Origin of the sequence: Ruegeria profundi, assembly GCF_001507545.1 — a bacterium.
Taxonomy (GTDB): domain Bacteria; phylum Pseudomonadota; class Alphaproteobacteria; order Rhodobacterales; family Rhodobacteraceae; genus Ruegeria; species Ruegeria profundi.
Map to the genome: position 1 here is coordinate 434,955 of NZ_LQBP01000002.1, position 20,627 is coordinate 455,581.

Here is a 20,627-nt window from a genome sequence, read left to right on the forward strand (position 1 = left end):
TTCCATGAAACAAGCAGTCATCGTCTCAACCGCCCGGACCGGTCTTGCAAAATCTTATCGTGGCGCCTTTAACGAAACCCACGGTGCGACCATGGCCGGCCACGCAATCGAGCATGCGGTAAAACGTGCAGGCGTCAATCCTGACCTTCTGGAAGATGCGTTCATCGGCTGCGGCTACCCCGAAGGCTGGACTGGCAGCAACATCGCGCGGCAATCCGTTGTCCGTGCGGGTTTGCCTGTAACCGTGGCCGCCACAACAATTAACCGTTTCTGTTCGTCGGGTTTGCAGGCCGTGGCGATGGCCTCTCATGCTATCGTTCAGGAAGGTGTACCAGCCGCAATTGCGGGCGGTGTGGAAAGCATCAGCCAGATGCCACCGTCCAGACCACCGCAAGCGCAGGAAAGCTGGATCGTCGAAAACAAGCCCGAGCTTTATTTCAACATGATCCAGACTGCCGACATCGTTGCCAAGCGCTATAACGTCAGCCGTGATGCGCAAGATGCGTTGGCCTTGGAAAGTCAGAAACGCACCGCTGCCGCGCAAGCCGCGGGAAAGCTGGAGGATGAGATCGTGCCGATCACTGTCACCCAGGCCTTTAAAGACAAGGAAACAGGCGAGGTCACCCGCAAGGATGTGACCTTCAGTATGGATGATTGCAACCGTCCAAATACCACGCTCGAGGGTCTTGCAGGTCTCGCTCCCGTGCGCGGCGAAGGCAACTTCGTCACAGCGGGCAACGCGTCTCAGCTGTCTGATGGCGCGTCTGCGCTTGTTGTGATGGACGCCGACGTGGCCGCTCGCGAAGGCATTGAACCGCTTGGCGCGTTCAAGGGATTTGCCGTTGCTGGATGCGAACCCGATGAAATGGGTATTGGCCCTGTCTTTGCCGTGCCGCGCCTTCTGGAGCGTCATGGCCTGAAGGTGAGCGACATAGACCTCTGGGAATTGAACGAAGCCTTCGCAAGCCAAGCGCTGTATTGTCGGGACCGCCTGGGAATCGACCCGGAAATTTGCAATGTTAACGGTGGCTCAATCTCTATCGGTCACCCTTTTGGCATGACCGGAGCCCGCATGACAGGCCACCTGATGATCGAAGGCAGACGTCGCGGTGCGAAGTTGGGCATTGTCACTATGTGCATCGGTGGCGGTCAAGGCGCTGCCGGGTTGTTCGAGATTTTCTGAACGGGCATTTCTGGCGGACTGTTGCACTGTTCCGCCGTAAGACTCTGGTCCGAGCAAGAAAGGCCTCAAATGACCCGTTAGCCCGCGTTCCAAAGTCAGCGTTTTCCGGCTGATGTCTACTTCGGGCGCGGGCAGACCATTCTGAAACATCGGGAAAAGATCAAACGGAGGACAATCGTATCCAGGCGCTTGCTTCACTGCAAATCCGCAGCATAGTCGGACCAATCGGATGGGCCGCAGCTTGTCGTCGAAGCTAATCGTAAAGGCGAACAGTGCACCGGCCGGAACCGCTGGCAGCATCAGAGGCAGGGTGAAAACCCGGTCATCGGGAAGCGTTTCTGCAAGTCACCTTACCGCTATCGCTGACCGATGCAGGCCGCTTGCTTTATCGTGAAGCTGTCGAGATCAACGAATCCGTGTTGCGTCTCTCGACCTTGCTACGAGACTTGACGGACGATGTTCAGGGCAACATGAAGATCGCAGTTGCCAGCCACGTCGTGTGCCCCGTGCTCGATGACGCTCTGGCCCGTTTTCATGCAAACCATCCCGCTGCAACTTTCTCACTCGAAGTACATTCCAGCGCCGATGCCATTGCCGAGGTCGCGGTGAAACAGACCGCCTCCTGGATGTACTGCAACCGGTCGCTGTCATGAGGGCTCGAGCCGAATTGGGGCAGAAGATCACCGGCGTCTCAAGCCATTTGGAAGAAGTCCGGCGCATGATTATGGCCGGTCTTGGTATCGGCCCTCTCCCCCTGCGCGTTGCGGCCCGGGATGTCCGCGATCAGCAACTTTGGCAGGTTTTTCCTTACGAAGGTCTGCCCGCCATCGACGTTCACGTTGTCTGGAACCCGGCCACGGTCAAAAACCGAGCTGAGGAATTGCTGCTGCAGGAAATCCTGACCGCAATTGAAACAACAGCGCGGGTGAGTTGCCACGTTAAGCGTCGTTCGATTGCTCCTGTTTTTATTTGGACGTGGGTGGCATCGATGAATTCATCGTCCATCAGCTATAAGAGGCACCGGTTTCCTTCTCAGATCATTGCGCAGGCGGTGCAGCCCCATATCTGACCATGTCAGCAGTTCCGTGTCTGGCTTCCCTGATCACGAAAAAAGTCGGCGTATCGAATCCGGACACGAACTAACTCATACCTTTTCTGACCAGGCGTCTTCGACGAAAAGAACGTCTATTCGATCAGGTCGCGAAGCCGGGATTGCTGCTGAAAATCTGCCCACGCACCGTCGAAGCCGTCCAACGGCCAATTCAGCTTACGAGACACACCATGCCTGTCGCGAAAGTCAAACAGAAAAGCACCGCCTTGTCTCATCTGACCGATCAAGTCATCGGCGTCATCTTCGTAGAAATCACACCCAAGCCCGGTGAGGCATCCGGGCCAACGAGTGCGCCAAACGGCCTCTCCTGCCCGCTCGATGCGAAACCCGTTGGGATGGAAAAAAGTCCCTGGCTCTATTCCAAATTCAACCTTGTATCCTGTGTCTTCCGGAACAATGAAGATAAATTGACCCGCGAAGTTTGGACGTGGCGAGAAGACGTCGACCCATCTTATGTAACATCGTTGAACAAGCTCGCCATATTCTACCCGCTCGTCACATATTGAGTTCCAAATGCCAAATCTGGCGTGATGCGTACCCTTCCAGTTGCTTGCAGTGTCATTACCCTGCAAGTCCTGAGCAGATGTCGCGGTGGCTGCCAACAGCAGTATGGCCAAGAGCTTTTTCATGCGTGTTAGGTGTCGTTGCGCGTCCAAATTATCAATTCACGATCATGAGAGGGCGTATCGCGAATTATCTCGCGCGTAATTGCCTTTTATTTCAATGACTTAAACGACTACACAAACAGTCGAATTCAATTTCATCGATCCAGCGGCCACCGCCATCTTCCGCATCCGGACACACCGCCAGCCGCAAAGCCTAATATCAAACCGGAATTATCGCACCTCGAAAACCAATAATTCTGCGCGCCAATTCGTGACCCTGATCAAGCGCCTCTGACTGGGACCGCCCCGACAGTTTTGCAGCCAGATAACCCCCGTTAAATCCGTCGCCAGCTGCTGTAGTATCCACTACGGTTCTCGCTGGTTCAAAGGAGGATGTGGTCGTGACTTCGTTGATGGATTTTGGCCCCAAGACACCCCGTTTCAACGCACCAACACAGCCCGTATAGCCGCTAAACCGGGTGAGGACTTCAGCCTCGTCTTTCTCGTGAAATACGGCCAACTCATCATCCACCGAAGGCAGGGCAAAGTCGCATCGGCGCCACGATGCCCCGATTATTTCGCGTGCTGCATGTTCCGACTCCCAGAGCTTGGGGCGATAGTTCGAGTCGAAGGCAAGAAGCCCCCCGCGCGCGCGATAGCTGTCAATCCAGTCCAGAAGGCAAAGCCGGACGTTCTGCGGCAGGATGGCCAGAGTAATCGCGGACAGGTAGATAAGATCGAACCCTGCAAGCATGTCAAAGCGTGGCTCTGCCTCTGCCTGAAACAACTGCCGTGCTGCTGAGTTCTGTCGCCAGTACTGAAAACTCCGCTCACCTGCTTCATCGGTGCTGATCGCATAAACTCCGGGGAGTTTATTTCTCAACTGTGTCAATCGAGACGTGTCGATGTTCTGCTCGGCTATGAACTTGACAATGTCATCGGACAGGCGGTCATCCCCCAGAAGGCTGACAAAACTCACGCTATGGTTCTCGGGCAACATACGACGCAGGTAGATCGCTGTGTTGAGAACATCCCCTGCCACCCCGACCTGCGCCGGCCCGGGGACCGTGGACACTTGCAATTCAAGCATCACCTCACCGACACATGCAATTTTCATGCCGCTCATAACTTGCGATCCTTTTTGAACGTAAGGTGGACTTTTATGGCCTGAGTTCTGTCCCCGGCAAGATCGAATGCCGCAGTGGCATCTTCGATGTTGAAGGATCGGCTAATTATTGGTTCGACGTTGATTTCACCACTGTCAATCAGCCGCACGGCCTCGGCAAATTCGGGATGAAACCGATGGGTGCCGACCATTCGGATTTCTTTGCTTACGATTACGTTCAGGGGCAGGCTGACCTCTCCGGCGACGCCAACCAATATCATGGTTCCACGTGGTCTGAGCATGGTCAATGCAGCGGCAATGGCAGCAGGCGATCCGGTACATTCGAACACCACGTCAAACTGCCCTTTGTTCTGGCGGAAAGGCTCCAATGCCTCGGGTCGATCGGCAACGTTGATTGTTTCAGACGCACCCAGCTTTTTTGCGACTGACAGAGGAAAATCGTGAAGGTCCGTCACGATCAAGTCGCGCGGATTTTTTCGAGCAACAACCGAAGTCATCAGTGCACCGATCGGCCCCGATCCGGTAATCAAAACGGTTTTTCCGCGAAGACAATCGGCCTGTGCCTCGGCATGAAGACATACAGCAAGAGGTTCCGTACAAGCGGCCTGATTCACGGGTATCGGATTGGTGAAGCGGTGCACGCGCGAGGCGGGTACAGTCAGGATTTCGCGAAACATCCCCTGCTCGTGCGGCATTCGGTATGCAGAGCCCATGAACTGCATTTCTGTACAGTGGTTGAACTCGTCCCTTTTGCAAAAGCCGCATTGCCCACATGGAAGGCTAGGGTTGATCGCAACCAGATCACCTGTGGCAAACCCGGTCACGTTCATCCCGACCTGCGTCACGTGACCGGCCGCCTCATGGCCGACGATGATCGGTTCCCGCACCCTGATCTGACCAATACCCCCGTCGTGATAGTAGTGCAGATCGGAACCGCAAATTCCCCCGGCGCCAACCGCGACCTGCACATCGTCCGGCCCGAGGTCAGGAACGGTCTGACTCTCAATCCTCAGGTCATGGGCCGCATGTAGCCGACAAATTCGCGTTTCCATGATGCACCTTATGGAAGGATCTGATTAGGCAACCAAGTTGCCAGTGCCGGGATGTAAGACACCATCAGCAGGACGATCAGGTTGCTGAGAAGGAACGGAAAGATTGCACGCACCACCGGCGTCAGGGGCAATTTGGCGATTCCGGCGCATACAAACAGGCACACGCCAACCGGCGGGGTCGTCAAGCCGATCATAAGATTTAGGACCGCGAATGTCGCAAAGTGCAAAGGTTCGATACCGACAGCAGTGGCCAGCGACAGCAGAGGTACAAACAGGATGATCAGCGCGGCAATCGTCTCCATGAACATACCAACGAACAGCAGGAGGATGTTGATAATCAGAATAACCAGAATGGGGTTTTCAGTAATCGTCAGTACGCCAGATGCAATAGCTTGCGGGATGCGTTCCGAAACGAGGATCCACCCGAACACATTGGCAAATCCGACCAGCGCCAGAATGGCCGCGGCAGAGATTGCGCTGTCCGATATGATCTTGGGCACCAGCCGCACCGGCAGCTCACGATAGACAAAAGCGCCGACAACAAAGGCATAGACACTTGCAACAATGGCGGTTTCCGTTGGTGTCGCAATGCCACTGAGCAGCCCATAGAGAATGATGCCGGTCATTGCGAGGGCCCAGAATGCACCGCCAAACGCTTTTCCGATTTCACTAAAGCCCTGCCACTCTTGCCGTGGAAAGTTTTTGCGCACGGAAATGATGTAGCACGTTGCCATCATACCCAGACCCATCAGAACACCCGGGATCGCCCCGGCAAGGAACATCTTGCCGACTGAAATACCGGACAAGGCACCGACGATGATCATCGGGACACTCGGCGGAATGATGGGGCCTACGGTTGAAGACGCGGCTGTGACCGCAGCCGAAAAATCAGCCGGGTATCCAGCCTTTTTCATGCCGGGGATCATTACGCCACCGATTGAGGCCGCGTCCGCTACCGCTGTACCCGTGATCCCCCCGAACAGCATGGACGCACCGATATTGGTCAGGCCCAGACCGCCGCGTATCCATCCAACGAGTGCATTTGCAAACCGAATGATGCGTTCGGTAATCCCGCCGTTGTTCATCAGGTTTCCGGCAAGAATAAAGCCCGGGATGCTAAGCAGAACAAAGACATCCATGCCCGCATAGATTTTTTGTGGCACTACAACCAGCGGAATATCCGCAAGCAACAGATAGGCCATCGAGGACAAGCCAAGTGTGATGGCGACGGGAATGCCCACCATCAGTCCGACTACGAAAACCGCGAATAGGACAAAGACTTCCATTATTGTTCTGCTCCACTGGCGCTTTGGGGCCGGTATTCGATTTTTGCCCAATCAAGGACGAAGCGCAGGGCAGCAAAAGCCGCGAGGAGGCCCAAAAGTAGCAAGACGCTGAAGTGCACAAACTCCATAGGCAGCGCCAAGGCAGGAGAGCTTTGCAATGTGCCAATCTTTACGTACTTCACAGCACCGGGAATTAGGATGATGCTGAGAATGGCCGTCGCAGCAGATGCCAGCATCCTCAGCTTTCTGGGCAGATCTCCGGGAAGTGCATCGCAAATGACATCGACGTTCACCAAATCTCCGGTCATCAGTGCAACACCGGTACCAAATGCAGTCAGGTAAATAAGGGCAAAGCGGGTCAGCTCTTCGGTCCAGACGGGCGAGTTGCCGATGGTGCGGCCGATGACCTGAGTGAGCACCGCGATGATCAAAACCGAAAAGGCGACGAGCGCGCCGATCCTGCATATCAATGTCATAGAGTGATGGACACGCTTCATCACGGCCTTTCCCCTTTAAAAACATCTGCCGCTGATCAAACCAGCGGCAGATGGGTTTGCTGATGACTTAGTTCTGGCTGTTGAACAACTCTTCAACGATCGGCTTGATCTCATCGTTGACATTGGCCAGCACGGCGTCTTTTGCCTTTGCCGCATAGGCCGCGCCGTCGACCTCGACGAAGGTCATGCCGTTTGCCTCAAGATACGCCCGGTCGTCCGCCAGGCTGGTGTCCAGCAATCCGCGCTCATAAGCCTGCGCACGCGCGGCTGCCTCCATCACATGGGCCTGATCCTCTTCGCTGAGCGATTGCCAGGTGGATTCCGCAATTGTCAGATAGATCCATGAACGGACATGCTGCGTCAGGTTCACATGGCTTTGGACTTCGTTGAAGTTAGCCGAGCGGATCAGGGCAAGGGGGTTTTCCTGCGATCCGATGGTGCCGTTTTGAAGGGAAGTAAAGACTTCCGAAAACGCCATTGGGGTCGGGTTGGCGCCAAGAGCACTCCAGACGTCGACAAACAGCGGAACGTTGGGAACGCGCATTTTCTGGCCATTCAGGTCATCGGGATGCGCGATCGGACGGTTCGAGGTCAGGTTGCGAGGGCCGCGCGCGAAATAGGCGATTGGGCGGATCTGAGCCTTTTCGACGATCTGCGCTTCGATCTGATCACCGATCTCACCGCTGGCGACCTCATCCATGTGTTCGGTCGAGGCATAGGCATACGGAACCGCTAACAACGCGGCCATCGGCGCCCAGTTCTGCAGGCTTTCACCGGTGATTGTCATATCAACCGTGCCCAGCTGCATGCCGTTGATCAGGTCGATTTCCTTGCCCAGTGATTCATTGGGAAAGATTTCCACGGCAATGCGCCCGTCGGTGAGCGTATTGAGCTCATCGCCGAATTTGACAGCAGCAAGGTGCCAGGCGTTTTGCTCGTTTGCCAGATGGCCGAGTTTCAGCGTGACTTCCTGCGCAGAAGCCACCCCGCCGATGAGTTGAGACAGCAGCCCTGCGACCACCAGGTTTTTGAGCCTAAACACCATTTTTTCCTCCGTTTTGGTGACTATGCGTCAATCAGTTCGGGGTCGAACCGATCAAAGAATTCTTTGTTCTCGCGAACAATTTTCGGCAGATCATTGATCAACCTCCGCAGGTGCTTGCGCATGGCGGCTGAGGCCTGCGTTGCATCCTGACGTTCGATCTGATCCACTATTTTCCCGTGCTCTTCGACCAGTTGCTCGGCTGGGAATTGCCCAAGACTGAGGAAGCGCACACGGTCCATTTGACTGTTGAGCCCTTCCAGGAACTTCCAAGCGATTTCTTTTCCAGCTGCTTCCGCCAAGGTTCGGTGAAACTTCGTATCTTCGTTGATGAAATCCGGGCGCGATGTTTTGGCGACCTTCAACTGGTTCTTCAGCTGACTGCGAAGGTCTTTGATCAACGCCCTGTCGGCTGAGCCCGCCAACTCCGAGACAATGTCAGCCTCGACTGCCTCACGCACGAACCTGGATTGCAACACAGTCGGAAAGTCGATCTTTGTGACCTGCGTCTTTCTCTGCGGCCGCACAATCACAAGACCTTCCTCCGAAAGCTTTATGAAGGTCTCACGCACAGGTTGGCGGCTGATTTCATAGTGCCGCGCAAGCTCTGGCTCAGATAGTTTGGAGCCCGGCGGCAGATCGTTCTTGATGATCCGTTCGCGCAATATCCGATAGATCTGCGGTGTTATCGCCGCGTCGCGATCGAAAGCATCATTGATAACGACTTCATGCACCACGTTGTCCTCCTGCATGTTGTTTCTCGTAAACTTCCATACAAGTCAACAAGAATGTTGACAGACTTTCCCGGATGGCAGAAAAAGCAAACGCAAGAATTCGGGAGGAAGGCACAATGCAAGAGACTTGGAGATGGTTCGGTCCACAGGATCAGGTCTCTTTAAGCGATGTCACACAGGCAGGCGCATCTGGGATTGTCACAGCCCTTCACCACATACCGCCCGGTGTGATCTGGCCACTGTCTGAAATAACCGAGCGCCGGGACTATATTGCGGAAAACTCGGTACGTTCTCAGCGTCCGCTTAAATGGTCAGTTGTTGAAAGCCTGCCGGTTTCAGAGGATATCAAAAGGCAAACAGGCAGTTGGCGCGAGCATGTCGAACACTACAAAACCAGCCTTGAAAACATTGCTTTAGCCGGTATCGAGGTCATTTGTTACAATTTCATGCCGCTTCTCGACTGGACCAGAACGGACCTTGCATATGAGGTGGACACAGGCGCCACCTGCATGAGGTTCGATCTTGTCGACTTCATCATGTTTGACGTCTTCATATTGAAGCGCCACGGTGCGTCTGAAGGACATGATGACGAGCTTGTCACAGAAGCACACCATCGGTTCCAGTCGACAAACGAGACATACAAAAAGCGCCTCGTTGACAATATCGTTTGCGGGTTGCCAGGCGCTGCAGAGCATTTCAGCCTTGATGATATAAAAGAGCAGCTGGCGATTTACGCAGCTTTCAATCACGATCAATTGGCGCGCAATCAAACTGATTTTCTTGAAGAAGTCGCACCAGTTGCCCAGAAACTGGGGCTGCGGCTCTGTTGCCACCCCGATGATCCACCAGTGCCGTTGTTGGGCCTGCCCCGGATCATGTCGACAGAAGCCGATTACAAACGGCTCATCGAAGCGGTAGATATTCCCGCCAACGGGATCACGCTCTGCTCGGGCTCATTGGGGGCCCGGTCCGACAATGATCTGCCGGGCATGATGGATCGATTGGGTGACAGGGTTCATTTCCTGCATCTTCGCAACGTCCGCCGCGAGCATGATGGCGTGTTTGGATCATTTCACGAATCCGAACATCTGAGTGGTGATGTCGACATGCCCAGTTTGGTTGCCGCGATCCTTCGCGAAGAAAACCGCCGCAAATCTGCTGACCGCGCCGACCATTCGATTCCGTTTCGGCCTGATCATGGTCAGGACATTCTGGATGATCTGACGCGCAAGGCTCAACCGGGTTACCCGGCGATCGGACGCCTCAAGGGTCTTGCAGAGCTGCGAGGTTTGATTGATGGATTGTCATATGAAAGCGGCCGATGACCAGCGCTTAAGTGGGCGTTCACTTTCAAACATTTGTCGCAACGTGGGACGCCCCGGGTATGATCCCACCGCGCACGGAACGGGGATTGTCCACATAGGGCTTGGGGCGTTCCATCGCGCACATCAAGCGGCATATACTGACACCGCGCTGGCAGCATCTGGTGGGGACTGGCGCATTGCTGCAATCAGTATGCGCTCAACTGAAACCGCGCAGAAGTTGGCCGAACAAGACGGTTTCTATACTCTGATTGAAAAATCACCGGGTCAAAGCTGTGCTCGGATCATTGGTAGTATTTCCACGGCTTTTGCACTGCGAATTCAACGTGCCCAAATCATGGCGCTGTTGACATCCCCGGAGGTCAAAATCGTCAGCCTGACCGTGACGGAAAAAGGGTATTGCTATTACACACGCGATAATAGGCTGGATTTGGACAACGCAACGATCCGTCACGATCTTGCCGAGTTCGACCAACCGATCAGCGTTCCGGGTCTTATCGTCAAATCTCTGAGTGAACGCCGCAATCTGGGATTGAAAGGGTTCACTCTGCTCTGTTGTGACAACCTTCCCAACAATGGTGAAATCACAAGACATGTTGTGCTGGACTTCTCTGACAGGATTGACCCGCATCTTTCGAACTGGATCAAAAACAATGTGACCTTCCCATCAACGATGGTGGATAGAATAACGCCCGAAACAACGGATGACTTTGTCGAAGAAGCAACGAAAACCGTGGGAGTTTTTGATGCGGTTCCTGTACAGACAGAGCCATTCAGCCAGTGGGTGATAGAAGACGACTTCAAATATGATCGCCCTGCCTGGGATGCCGCCGGAGCGATTTTTGTCGAAGACGTTGCTCCGTATGAAAAGATGAAGCTGCGAATGCTTAACGGATCGCACTCGCTTTTGGCCTACGCCGGACATGTGGCTGGGATAAAAACCGTCAGCGAATGTATGAGTACCCCAGAGCTTCGCGAACTTGTGCAACTCCATTTGGCCGCGGTCAGCACGAAATTAACGCCACTGGCCGGGGTTAACTATACAGCCTACTCACACAAGTTGATCGAACGCTTCGAGAACCCCGACATCCAGCATGCGACCTACCAGATCGCGATGGATGGCAGCATGAAAATGCCTCAACGTATTTTTGAACCCGCAGAAGAAGCGTTGGTAGAAGGCGCATCCATCCAGACCTACGCATTCACGACAGCGGTCTGGTTCCGATACCTACTGGGAAAAAGCGAAAACGGAAATCGCTATAGTCTTCGTGATCCGAGAGAGCGGGAAATCCATGAACTATTGGCGGGAAAAAAAGACGCAAGGGCAATCTTCGGTGCTTTGAAAATGGCAGACGGTTTGTTGCCCCAAAAGCTGTTCGCGAATGAAACATGGGCAAAAACAGTCATCGATAGTCTCGACCAAATCTTGACTGATGGGGTTCTTCGATCTGCAGCCTCCGCTGTTGCATGAAAGCCACCTCAAGGTCTGGTAGCGGGGTGGTCGAGGAAAGGGAAATGCCATTGGAGGGTGGAACATCAGCTCGTCTTGGACGTCTCGGTTGGCATCAATGGCCTGCAACAGCCAATGTTTCACTCCGTTGATCGAAACGACGAACTTGTCCATGTACCATATGACAGCTGGCCGGAGACGATAGCACCGGATACAAGCCGCGAACTTGGGGGCCGAACCAGATCACCCAGGGACGGATAGACTTGCGGCTGATGGTGGCGCCGCGTTCGGTCCGAAAGTTTTCGACATCCGCCGTGCTTAGTGCAAACCGATGATATGTCGACACCGAGTAAGCGACTTCTTCACGGGCAAACCAAAACCCTTCAGACGTGGCGTGCAACGATCATTTCCCAGTACCGACGACCTCAGAGACTCCCTTACGACGGCGCAGCGCAGGCGCAGGTGATCTGGATGCTTCGCTTTGCAAATGAAGGCCAATTTGTTACACAGATGAAAACGAGGCGGCATTTCAGGGCCGCGTTCTGCTAGCATCACCGTGACGGTGTACGTGTTCCCCCCCCCTGAAATGACCGGCTCTGGGCAAAGGAGGGACTTTCTATTGTTTAAGCACATCATGGTGCCGGTCGACCTTGCGCATCCTGACGCGTTGCAGTCTGCGCTGAAGGTCGCGGCAGATCTGGCCGGGCACTACAGCGCGCGAGTGTCGTATGTCGGTGTTACGGGTCCCCAACCAAGTTCGGTGGCCCATAACCCAGAGGAGTTCGGCGCGAAGCTTGCTGACTTCGCCGCGGCTCAGAAGGCCAAGCATGGAATTTCGGAGACGGCTGCACACGCCGTCACGTCGCACGACCCGGCCGTCGAGATCGACCATGTGCTCGAAAGGGCAGTAAGCGATCTCGATGCCGACCTCGTCATCATGGCCTCGCACATTCCGCGCCATTTCGACCTCGGCTCTCACGGTGGACGGGTCGCTTCGCACACGAGCGCATCGGTGATGCTAGTGCGCGCATGACGCCGAACCGACGCCGCAACAAACGCCAGAACAGGGAACGTAACGATGACCGACCAAAATTATACCGAAGACGTCGACGCCCAGGGCATACCCTCCCCTGAGGGCGACCATCACCTTATCAAGACGGACTACGACATCGGGCAAGACAACGTGGAAGGCAATGTCGGGCCCATCCCGTTTGACATCCACAACCCGGTCTTCGCGATCTCGGGACTTGTGGTGATGGCCTTCGTTTTCTTCACTCTCGCTCTGCCGGATTTTGCCGGTACGGCCTTTTCGGCCATGTTCTCTTTCGTGACTCAGACCTTCGATTGGTTCTTCCTGTCGGTAGGTAACCTCGTCGTTCTGTTCTGCCTCGCGCTGATCGTGCTACCCCTCGGATCGGTAAGGCTGGGAGGTGCTGACGCGACCCCTGATTATGGCTATGTCGGGTGGTTCGCGATGCTTTTTGCAGCTGGTATGGGCATCGGGCTGATGTTCTATGGCGTAAGCGAGCCGATGAGTCACTTCGCCTCGTCCCTTGGAGGGACAACTATTGGCGAGGACGGTTTGCGAACCGACTGGGCTCCGCTCGGCGGCGCGGCCGGGAACGAGGCCGAGGCGGTGCGCCTTGGCATGGCCGCGACGATCTACCATTGGGGCCTGCACCCTTGGGCCATGTATGCCGTGGTTGCGCTTGCCCTGGCGCTTTTCACCTACAACAAGGGGCTGCCACTGACGATCCGCTCGGCCTTCTACCCGATTTTTGGGGACCGGGTCTGGGGCTGGACGGGCCATATCATCGATACGCTTGCGGTGTTCGCAACTCTTTTCGGACTCGCAACGTCACTCGGCTTCGGCGCAACGCAGGCGGCGAATGGGCTTACGGTCCTCTACGGCTCTGGTGTCGCGGAGGAGGGAACGCGGAGCTTCTTGGGGCTGCCTTTCGGCAACACAGAAGACTCGGGGACGATTGATAGCGGCGCACTGCTCGTGATTCTGATCACCGCAATCACCATCGTGGCACTGATCTCTGTCATCCGCGGTCTCGACGGCGGGGTCAAACGCCTGTCCGAGATCAACATGGGGCTTGCCGTACTTCTCTTGCTTTTTGTGCTGCTGGTCGGCCCCACATTGGCGCTTATCTCGGGCTTCTTCTCGTCGCTGGGCGCATATTTTGAGTATCTGCCAGCGTTGATGAACCCGTTCGGACGCGAGGACACGAACTTTGTCCAAGGCTGGACGGCCTTCTACTGGGCGTGGTGGATTTCCTGGTCGCCCTTTGTCGGAATGTTCATCGCGCGCGTCAGCCGTGGTCGCACGGTGCGAGAGTTCATCATCTGCGTTCTGCTGATCCCGTCACTCGTCTGCGTCCTGTGGATGAGCGTTTTCGGCGGTACGGCAATCCAGCAGTTTCTCGTGGACGGCTACGAAGGTGTCGTAAACGCACCGCTGGAACTGAAGCTCTTCGAGATGCTGTCGCAGCTTCCGCTGGCATCCATCACTTCGCTTGTGGGTATCGTTCTCGTGATCGTGTTCTTTGTCACCTCATCGGACTCAGGCAGCCTCGTGATTGATACGATCACGGCAGGAGGCAAGATCGACGCGCCTGTGCCACAACGGGTGTTCTGGTGCACCTTCGAGGGCGCGGTCGCCATCGTGCTGCTGCTTTCGGCAGGGGGATTGGCCTCGCTGCAATCCATGGTGATCTCCACCGGCTTGCCGTTTGCGGTCGTTCTTGTGCTTCTGTGCGTCTGCATCGTCATGGGATTGCGCACGGAACGTGCAGCGGTCATGGCACCCTCATCGGCGAAGTAGAACGCCAAGCCCGTTTGGCCGGTGAAATTTAATGCCGTAGCTCTTGGAGCGCCGCCGAAAGTCAATCGGCGGCGTTTCCGTTTTCAACGACTGAGACCGCAACCTATCAGCGCGGCAACGACCGAACGGCGTAAGCTTGATCGCAGAATGGCGCTGCAGTGGTGAACGTGGACGGACACCGTTATCGAGAATAGAACAGCGTTCAGTCCAAATTCTGGGCTGGCCGGCTCGTGTTGCAGGAAGCTATGTCGCAAATCAACGAAAATAGGGGGTTATGGTGATGACAGGGCATCTCGTGTCGGGCGACGCTTCAGAAAAACCTGGCAACGGTATGCACTTCACGTTGATCGGACCGCGTGGGCGGGGGGATCGAGACGGCAGGAATCTGGTCTGCCGAACAGGGTGAAGGCGTGGAAGACGGTGATGGCGAGAACGGCACCTGAGGGTTCCTCTGCGATTTCGGTCAAGGCAATCCGCGATGCCACGACAGCTTTGGGCTGCTTTGTCCACATGATATACCTTGGCTTTTCGAAAAGTTGGGTCTGCTACTCACGCCTAAGCAGTCAACGGACAGAAGGACGCGGATGATTGCGTTGAGCCCTTAGCGGTCGAACACACATTGCTTCAGTTTGGCGGTTGAAGCGACCGGCCGGCAAACGGATGAGATCAGCTTCCGGGCGCTTGGTATTTTCCAACGATGTCGTTGGCGGTATTCGCCATTTCTGCGAACTCCGCTGAAGTCCAGGCCTGCACAGTTTCCACGTCGCTGATGGAACCAGAATGCACTGCGACCATAATTGCGGATACCGCGCTTTCCATATCCGCCCCTTCAGTAATCATAACAAAATCGTTGCGACCTGTTGTTAGGTAGTAAGAGAGAATTTTGGCGTCAACGGCATCGGTAAGAGCCTTCAAAGCGGGCATGCGGTCTTCCGGTTTCGCCATCAACCCGTCAACACCAGACTTGGTCAAGCGACCCGTTGTTATGAACTTTGGCATGAGTATTCCCCCCGATGTTACAGGGCTGACAAGGTATCATATCGGCTACTGTTATGCACCATGAGAGTCATCGCACTAAGTCTTCTTGCTGAGCCAAACGGCGCAATCAGCAAGGCTTTAGCAGGTAAAAAGATTGCCTATACATCCAAGATGGCGTTCTTTTGTTCGATCTAATGGTTCTACATCAATGCGAACGGCTGCTCTTTCTAACACAACAAACATTCCGTAGACTTTTCCGAACGCCTACCCCGGACCAAAACTACCGAACGCCACGTGGGACACGAACGGGAGGAACCCGTTCTAAGCTGCCATTGACCGAACTGACGTCGACCCCAAAAAGCCGTTTTTACTTCTATAGCGTGCGATACCGCTGCCTGTCATTTCGGACGTTGGCTGCATTTTTAAAGCAACCCGCCGGCTTACGTGCGGCGCCTCTGGTCAGGACGCAATTTTCTTTGCCTGTTCGCGCAAAGCAAATTTCTGGATCTTCCCGGTCGAGGTCCTTGGTATCGACATGAACACAAACCTGCCGGGAACCTTGAAGGGCGCCAGACAGCCGCGACACCAGCTGCGCAGAATCTCTGCATCGGCCTCCTGCCCCTTGGCCAATTCAACAAATGCACAGGGGGTTTCGCCCCATTTCTCGTGCGGCATTGCCACCACGGCAGCCACCTCAACCGACGGGTGGCGGTAAAGCGCCTCCTCGACCTCGATAGAGGAGATATTCTCGCCGCCCGAGATAATTATGTCCTTTGACCTGTCTTTGAGCTGAATTTAGCCGTCGGGATGCATGACCCCCAGATCGCCGGAGTGGAACCAGCCACCGGCAATGGCTTCCTCGGTGGCCTTGGGATTGCGGAAATAGCCCTTCATCACGACGTTTCCGCGAAACATCACCTCGCCCATAGTCTGGCCGTCGCGCGGCACCGACTGCATGGTTTCCGGGTCCATCACGTCCAACTGCTCCAGCGGGAGGTAGCGTACGCCTTGGCGCGCCTTCAGCGCGGCTTGCTCGGCGGGCGGCAGATCGGCCCAGCTGCGATGCCAGTCATTGACCACCGCAGGACCATAGGTTTCGGTCAGCCCGTACAGATGGGTCACCTCAAAGCCTGCGGCTTTCATATCCTCCGGCGCTGATGTCAACAGCGACATCACCTTGGCAAAACAGGCTCGTCCGCCGTCAGCAGCCACGCGTCCAGCAGTCATCTTCTTGAGGTCATGACCCGCGCAATAGGCCGGGCCGTTTGCCGCCAGAACTACAACGCGCACCTGCGGGTTTTCTCCCGCTTCGGCAAAGGCTTCAGACAGAACCGCCAGCATTGCCTCGGAAAGCGCGTTGCGGCGTTTTATGTCGTTCAGGGTCAGGCGCAGGATGCCAGCGGCATCCAGATCGCGCAGCAGGATGCCGCTTTCTTACACGGATCAGATTCTTTGATGGAGATTACTTGATGTTGATTTCGACCGTGTCCGCCAACGTGTTGGCGATGAAGCAGTAGCGATGGGCGCGGTGTTGCATCTCGGCCAGCTGCGCGTCGCTGACGTTGAAGCCGGTGTCAAAGCGCACCACGGGGTGCAGGTCGATCCGGATGACGGACATCTGACCCTTGGGGTTCTTGCCCAGATGTGCCTCGGCGTAGTCGTGGTAGCTGGCCACCGGCCAGCCAGCCTTGGCGCAGAGCGCGAGGAAGGTCATCATGTGGCAGCTCGACAGGGCCGAAGCCAGTGCCTGTTCGGGGTTGGTGTTGGCCGGATCTCCGCCCCAACCGGGGGCGGAGTCCACTTCTACCTCGTGGCTGTCGTTGAACTGAACCCTGTGCGCGTTGGAGTATTTGCCGGTTTGCAGGACGGGTTCGGCGCGGTGCCAGTGCAGTTGGATCGAAAGATCGGACATGGTTCAGTGCTCTTCTTTCCGGACGCTCTCAGGCGGCGGCGATTTTCTTTTTCGGGTCGTAGAAGGGGAATTCGACCATGGTGGCGCGGGTCGGGCCCGACTTAGTCACCACTTCCACATCCGAGCCGAGAACGGCGTGATCCACAGACACCATGGCCAGCGCGATGTTCTGTTTCAGGCGCGGCGAATAGATGGCGGACGTCACCTTGCCGATGGTCTCGTCACCGTTGTTGATCGCCCAGAACGTTGTGTTCGGCCCCTCCAGCGGATTGCAGTCGATGATCAGACCCACCTGTCTGCGGCGTACGCCTTCCTCTTTGATACGGCGCAGCGCGGCCTTGCCGATGAAATCGGCCTCGGTGTCGAGATTGACCAGCCGGTCAAGGCCCAATTCGAACGGGTTGGTGTGGATGTCGGCATCGGCGTGATAGGACAACATTCCGCCTTCGATCCGGCGGATCGAAGAGGTGTGGCCGGGCTTGAGGCCGAATTCCATGCCCGCGGCCATGATCCGCTCCCACAGCGCGTCGCCATGGGTGCTGTCGCGCAGGTAAAGCTCGTAACCCAGTTCGCTTGACCAACCTGTGCGGGACACGACAAGCGGAATGCCGTCAAGGTCGACCTCGCGCAGCCAGTAATACTTTAGATCCATTATGTCGTCGCCAAAAAGCACACGCATGATTTCGCCCGACTTCGGCCCCTGCAACTGCAGCGGCGAGACATCGGGTTCGACGATGGTAACTTCCATGCCGGAATTCACCGCGACGCCCTGAGCCCAAAGCAGGATGTCGCTGTCTGCCAGCGAGATCCAGAAATGATTTTCCGCAAGGCGCAGCAGGATCGGATCGTTCAGGATGCCGCCTTCGGCATTGGTGATCAGGATGTATTTGCACTGGCCAATCGCCATCTTCGACAGGTCGCGCGGGGTCAGCATCTGCACGAATTTTGCCGCATCCGGGCCGGTGATCTCCACCTGACGCTCGACCGCTACGTCGCACAGGATCGCGTCATTCACGAGATTCCAGAAGTTCTGCTCTGGATCGCCGAAATCGCGCGGGATGTACATGTGATTGTACACCGAGAACCCCTTGGCGCCCCAGCGGACGGTCGCGTCAAAATAAGGGGATTTGCGGATCTGTGTACCGAAACCGAAATCGTCTGATTGCATCATGTCTTTCACCCTTTGCACCGGTGGCCCCATCAGCGGCAGACCACTTTAACTGGGTGCAGGATTACCCGTACACGCAGACTGAAAGCGGACTGATAAAAAGCCTCAGACAGACCGAACGGACTAATTTTCATCAGGCTTGCAGACCGCTCAGACGATTTTGGACAACTACCGGACACGACCGCCCGGCCAGAGAGATTCGGGGGTCGGATTTGACTTGGCGCGTCACAATGCAGGTCATCTAGCTGCCAATCCCCAGTTTGGTCGCCAACACTGTTTCCAGCACCGCCTGAAAGGCGGCCAGACTTGATGTGAATACCCAAGGGACGCACTCCAAGCCACCGCCTCATCGCTTGGCGAGTGACCGCAGATTCGGACGGTGAAACGGATTTTCTAGTCCTAAGTCTTAATGGAATTCGTGGTGTAAAGCAGTCCGCACACCTCGGGTTAGCTTTGTTACACAAGCCAGATTGTGAGTGTACTCCCGATTTCACGGAGGGACTTAACCTACGGTCTCTGCGACTGGTATGCCAGGGTTGGTATACCAATTGAGCACGGCAATAAGGACCTGGTATTTTGCGGCCCGCACAGCTTCGTTTCGCGCGATAGCTCCTGCTGTGGTTGGCTTCCAAAGTTTGGCATTTTTTCGCGGCGGGATGATTGCAGCGGCATCCCGTGCGGTAATCACATTGTGGCATTTGTGCGTGTTATAAGCCCCATCAGCGATAACCTTGGCAATTTTTGGGATCAAACCAGATCGATAGGGAACCGCGCTGCTTCAGCGCCGTGTTGTACGAAGGCCTGTTCCTGGTCTTGTACTTCGCAAGGGCCGATCTGCTCATGACCGCCAGCTACCACGCTGGATTCACACAGGGAATCCCTCGCGCCATTTGCGCAACGAAGCCCGATGCGTCTGCGATCATAGGTTCGCGCAGACCCATTCAGTGGTTTTACATTTGTTCACAACATCATGTGGAAAAATTCATATCATCTGCAAGAATGTGAAACCATACAAGTGTTTTGCAGTTTGACATGGGCAAACTTGCGAACAATCGTGCGTCTGAGTTCGAAAAGTACTTGTTTGTATAGAAGCTGGTTAATGGGACCAAAACAGGTGTTTTGCCAGCTCCAACTTTCGAGGATATCATGCCCATTGAACACGCCCCTTTCAGCAAAGCGGAATATGACCGACGGATCGCCAAGACCCGCAAGGCGATGGCTGCGGCGGGTATCGACGTGCTGTTTGTTACCGATCCCTCAAACCAGGCCTGGCTGACCGGGTATGACGGCTGGTCCTTTTATGTGCATCAAGGTGTGATTCTGGGCATGGAAGGCGAGCCGATCTGGTGGGGACGCCATATGGATGCATTGGGCGGGTTACGCACATGCTGGATGTCCAAGGACAATATCCGCGGCTACGCGGACCACTACGTTCAATCAACCATTCGCCATCCCATGCAGGACTTGGCTGGCCACATCCGCGCGTTCGGGTTGGACGCGGCCCGGATAGGGGTTGAGATGGAGAACTATTACTATTCTGCAAAAGCTCATGACGTATTGGGTAAGGAATTGCCCGACGCAACGCTGGTGGATGCGACGGCATTGGTAAACTGGCAGCGTCTGATCAAGTCTGATGAAGAGATTGCCTTTATTCGGAAGGCGGCCCGGATATCTGAAAAAATCGTCCAAACGGCCATTGATCGCGCCGCGCCGGGAGTACGCAAGAATGATCTTGTTGCAGATATTTTCCATGCCGGAATTACCGGGGTCGGGGATGATTGGGGTGATTACCCGGCCATAGTCCCTTTGACACCCTCGGGGCTGGATGCCACAGCCGCTCACCTGACATGGAATGGCGCGCCGATGAAGAAAGGCGAGGCAACGTTTTTCGAGCTTTCGGGATGCTATCGACGCTATCACGCTCCGCTTTGCCGCACTGTATATCTCGGCACTCCGCCACAGGAAATGCGGGACGCCGAACAGGCACAGATCGAAGGGATCTCGGCAGGTTTGGAAGCCGCACGGGCTGGCAACCGGACCAGCGATATCGCGAACGCCTTTCTGGATGTTCTTGCCCGTCACGGTATCGAACGCGAGGGGCGCATGGGGTATCCGATCGGCCTGAGCTATCCGCCGGATTGGGGCGAGCGGACAGCATCGATCCGCACCGAAGACAAGACCATTCTTCAACCGGGGATGGTGTTCCATTTCATGCCGGCGCTGTGGATGGATAGCTGGGGGCTGGAAACAACAGAAACTATTCTTATCATCGAAAACGGTCCCGCCGAAGCCCTATGCAATGTCGAGCGTAAGCTCTTTGTAAAGGACTAA

General features: G+C 55.6%; 18 protein-coding genes and 2 pseudogenes. 8 read left to right on the forward strand and 12 right to left on the reverse strand.

Going from position 1 to position 20,627, the window contains the following annotated elements:
• Positions 1-4: 4 nt before the first annotated feature.
• From AVO44_RS05460 to AVO44_RS21730, 3 genes are all read left to right on the forward strand, one after another.
• Positions 5-1,183 carry an acetyl-CoA C-acyltransferase gene (locus AVO44_RS05460; RefSeq protein WP_068333690.1) on the forward strand — a complete coding sequence of 393 codons (1,179 nt, stop codon included), beginning with the start codon at positions 5-7 and terminating at the stop codon, positions 1,181-1,183.
• 380 nt (positions 1,184-1,563) lie between these two features.
• Entirely contained in the window at positions 1,564-1,836 is a 273-nt protein-coding gene (locus AVO44_RS21725; protein ID WP_068333693.1) for a hypothetical protein, read from the forward strand.
• Positions 1,833-2,252, forward strand: a complete 420-nt coding sequence (locus tag AVO44_RS21730) for a LysR substrate-binding domain-containing protein (RefSeq protein WP_068333695.1) — start codon at positions 1,833-1,835, stop codon at positions 2,250-2,252. The genes AVO44_RS21725 and AVO44_RS21730 overlap by 4 nt, the downstream gene beginning before the upstream one ends.
• Positions 2,253-2,368: 116 nt before the next feature.
• Here the strand turns inward: AVO44_RS21730 and AVO44_RS05475 are convergent, their stop codons facing one another.
• The 7 genes from AVO44_RS05475 to AVO44_RS05505 form a co-directional block, all read right to left on the reverse strand.
• Positions 2,369-2,923: a hypothetical protein gene (locus AVO44_RS05475; RefSeq protein WP_068333698.1), complete on the reverse strand. Its 555-nt coding sequence runs from the start codon at positions 2,921-2,923 to the stop codon at positions 2,369-2,371.
• Between the two features lie 196 nt (positions 2,924-3,119).
• The gene (locus AVO44_RS05480; protein WP_082677397.1) at positions 3,120-4,025 is read right to left on the reverse strand and encodes a sugar kinase; all 906 of its coding nucleotides are present in this window, start codon (positions 4,023-4,025) and stop codon (positions 3,120-3,122) included.
• Positions 4,022-5,077 carry an L-idonate 5-dehydrogenase gene (locus AVO44_RS05485; protein ID WP_068333701.1) on the reverse strand — a complete coding sequence of 352 codons (1,056 nt, stop codon included), beginning with the start codon at positions 5,075-5,077 and terminating at the stop codon, positions 4,022-4,024. The genes AVO44_RS05480 and AVO44_RS05485 overlap by 4 nt, the downstream gene beginning before the upstream one ends.
• 8 nt (positions 5,078-5,085) lie before the next feature.
• Positions 5,086-6,363 carry a TRAP transporter large permease gene (locus AVO44_RS05490; RefSeq protein ID WP_068333704.1) on the reverse strand — a complete coding sequence of 426 codons (1,278 nt, stop codon included), beginning with the start codon at positions 6,361-6,363 and terminating at the stop codon, positions 5,086-5,088.
• Positions 6,363-6,839: a TRAP transporter small permease gene (locus AVO44_RS05495; RefSeq protein ID WP_233421927.1), complete on the reverse strand. Its 477-nt coding sequence runs from the start codon at positions 6,837-6,839 to the stop codon at positions 6,363-6,365. The genes AVO44_RS05490 and AVO44_RS05495 overlap by 1 nt, the downstream gene beginning before the upstream one ends.
• Before the next feature lie 88 nt (positions 6,840-6,927).
• Positions 6,928-7,905 carry a TRAP transporter substrate-binding protein gene (locus tag AVO44_RS05500; RefSeq protein WP_068333710.1) on the reverse strand — a complete coding sequence of 326 codons (978 nt, stop codon included), beginning with the start codon at positions 7,903-7,905 and terminating at the stop codon, positions 6,928-6,930.
• Between the two features lie 20 nt (positions 7,906-7,925).
• Positions 7,926-8,654, reverse strand: a complete 729-nt coding sequence (locus AVO44_RS05505) for a GntR family transcriptional regulator (RefSeq protein ID WP_068333712.1) — start codon at positions 8,652-8,654, stop codon at positions 7,926-7,928.
• Between the two features lie 98 nt (positions 8,655-8,752).
• On the opposite strand from AVO44_RS05505, the gene uxuA reads away from it, so the two are divergent.
• The 4 genes from uxuA to AVO44_RS05530 all read left to right on the forward strand — a co-directional run bounded on the left by uxuA (position 8,753) and on the right by AVO44_RS05530 (position 14,238).
• Positions 8,753-9,961, forward strand: coding sequence for a mannonate dehydratase (gene uxuA, locus AVO44_RS05510; RefSeq protein ID WP_068334063.1), 1,209 nt, complete (start codon positions 8,753-8,755; stop codon positions 9,959-9,961).
• A complete protein-coding gene (locus AVO44_RS05515; RefSeq protein WP_082677398.1) occupies positions 9,945-11,429 on the forward strand; it encodes a mannitol dehydrogenase family protein in 1,485 nt (494 codons plus the stop codon). The genes uxuA and AVO44_RS05515 overlap by 17 nt, the downstream gene beginning before the upstream one ends.
• Positions 11,430-12,027: 598 nt before the next feature.
• A complete protein-coding gene (locus tag AVO44_RS05525) occupies positions 12,028-12,441 on the forward strand; it encodes a universal stress protein (protein WP_068334067.1) in 414 nt (137 codons plus the stop codon).
• Positions 12,442-12,486: 45 nt separating this feature from the next.
• A complete protein-coding gene (locus AVO44_RS05530; protein WP_068333718.1) occupies positions 12,487-14,238 on the forward strand; it encodes a BCCT family transporter in 1,752 nt (583 codons plus the stop codon).
• A 666-nt stretch (positions 14,239-14,904) separates the two neighbouring features.
• On the opposite strand, the gene AVO44_RS05535 is transcribed toward AVO44_RS05530, so the two are convergent.
• The 5 genes and pseudogenes from AVO44_RS05535 to AVO44_RS05555 all read right to left on the reverse strand — a co-directional run.
• Positions 14,905-15,237, reverse strand: a complete 333-nt coding sequence (locus AVO44_RS05535) for a GYD domain-containing protein (protein WP_068333721.1) — start codon at positions 15,235-15,237, stop codon at positions 14,905-14,907.
• 438 nt (positions 15,238-15,675) lie between these two features.
• Positions 15,676-16,641, reverse strand: a pseudogene (locus tag AVO44_RS21525) (AMP-binding enzyme).
• Positions 16,642-16,678: 37 nt separating this feature from the next.
• Positions 16,679-17,128, reverse strand: coding sequence for an OsmC family protein (locus tag AVO44_RS05545; RefSeq protein ID WP_068333724.1), 450 nt, complete (start codon positions 17,126-17,128; stop codon positions 16,679-16,681).
• Positions 17,129-17,156: 28 nt separating this feature from the next.
• Complete coding sequence (locus tag AVO44_RS05550; protein WP_068333727.1) at positions 17,157-18,299, reverse strand: glycine cleavage T C-terminal barrel domain-containing protein; 1,143 nt, start codon at positions 18,297-18,299, stop codon at positions 17,157-17,159.
• A gap of 499 nt (positions 18,300-18,798) precedes the next feature.
• A pseudogene (locus AVO44_RS05555) lies at positions 18,799-19,038 on the reverse strand (transposase); the annotation flags it as partial.
• A 404-nt stretch (positions 19,039-19,442) separates the two neighbouring features.
• Here AVO44_RS05555 and AVO44_RS05565 point away from each other — a divergent pair.
• Complete coding sequence (locus AVO44_RS05565) at positions 19,443-20,627, forward strand: M24 family metallopeptidase (RefSeq protein ID WP_068333737.1); 1,185 nt, start codon at positions 19,443-19,445, stop codon at positions 20,625-20,627.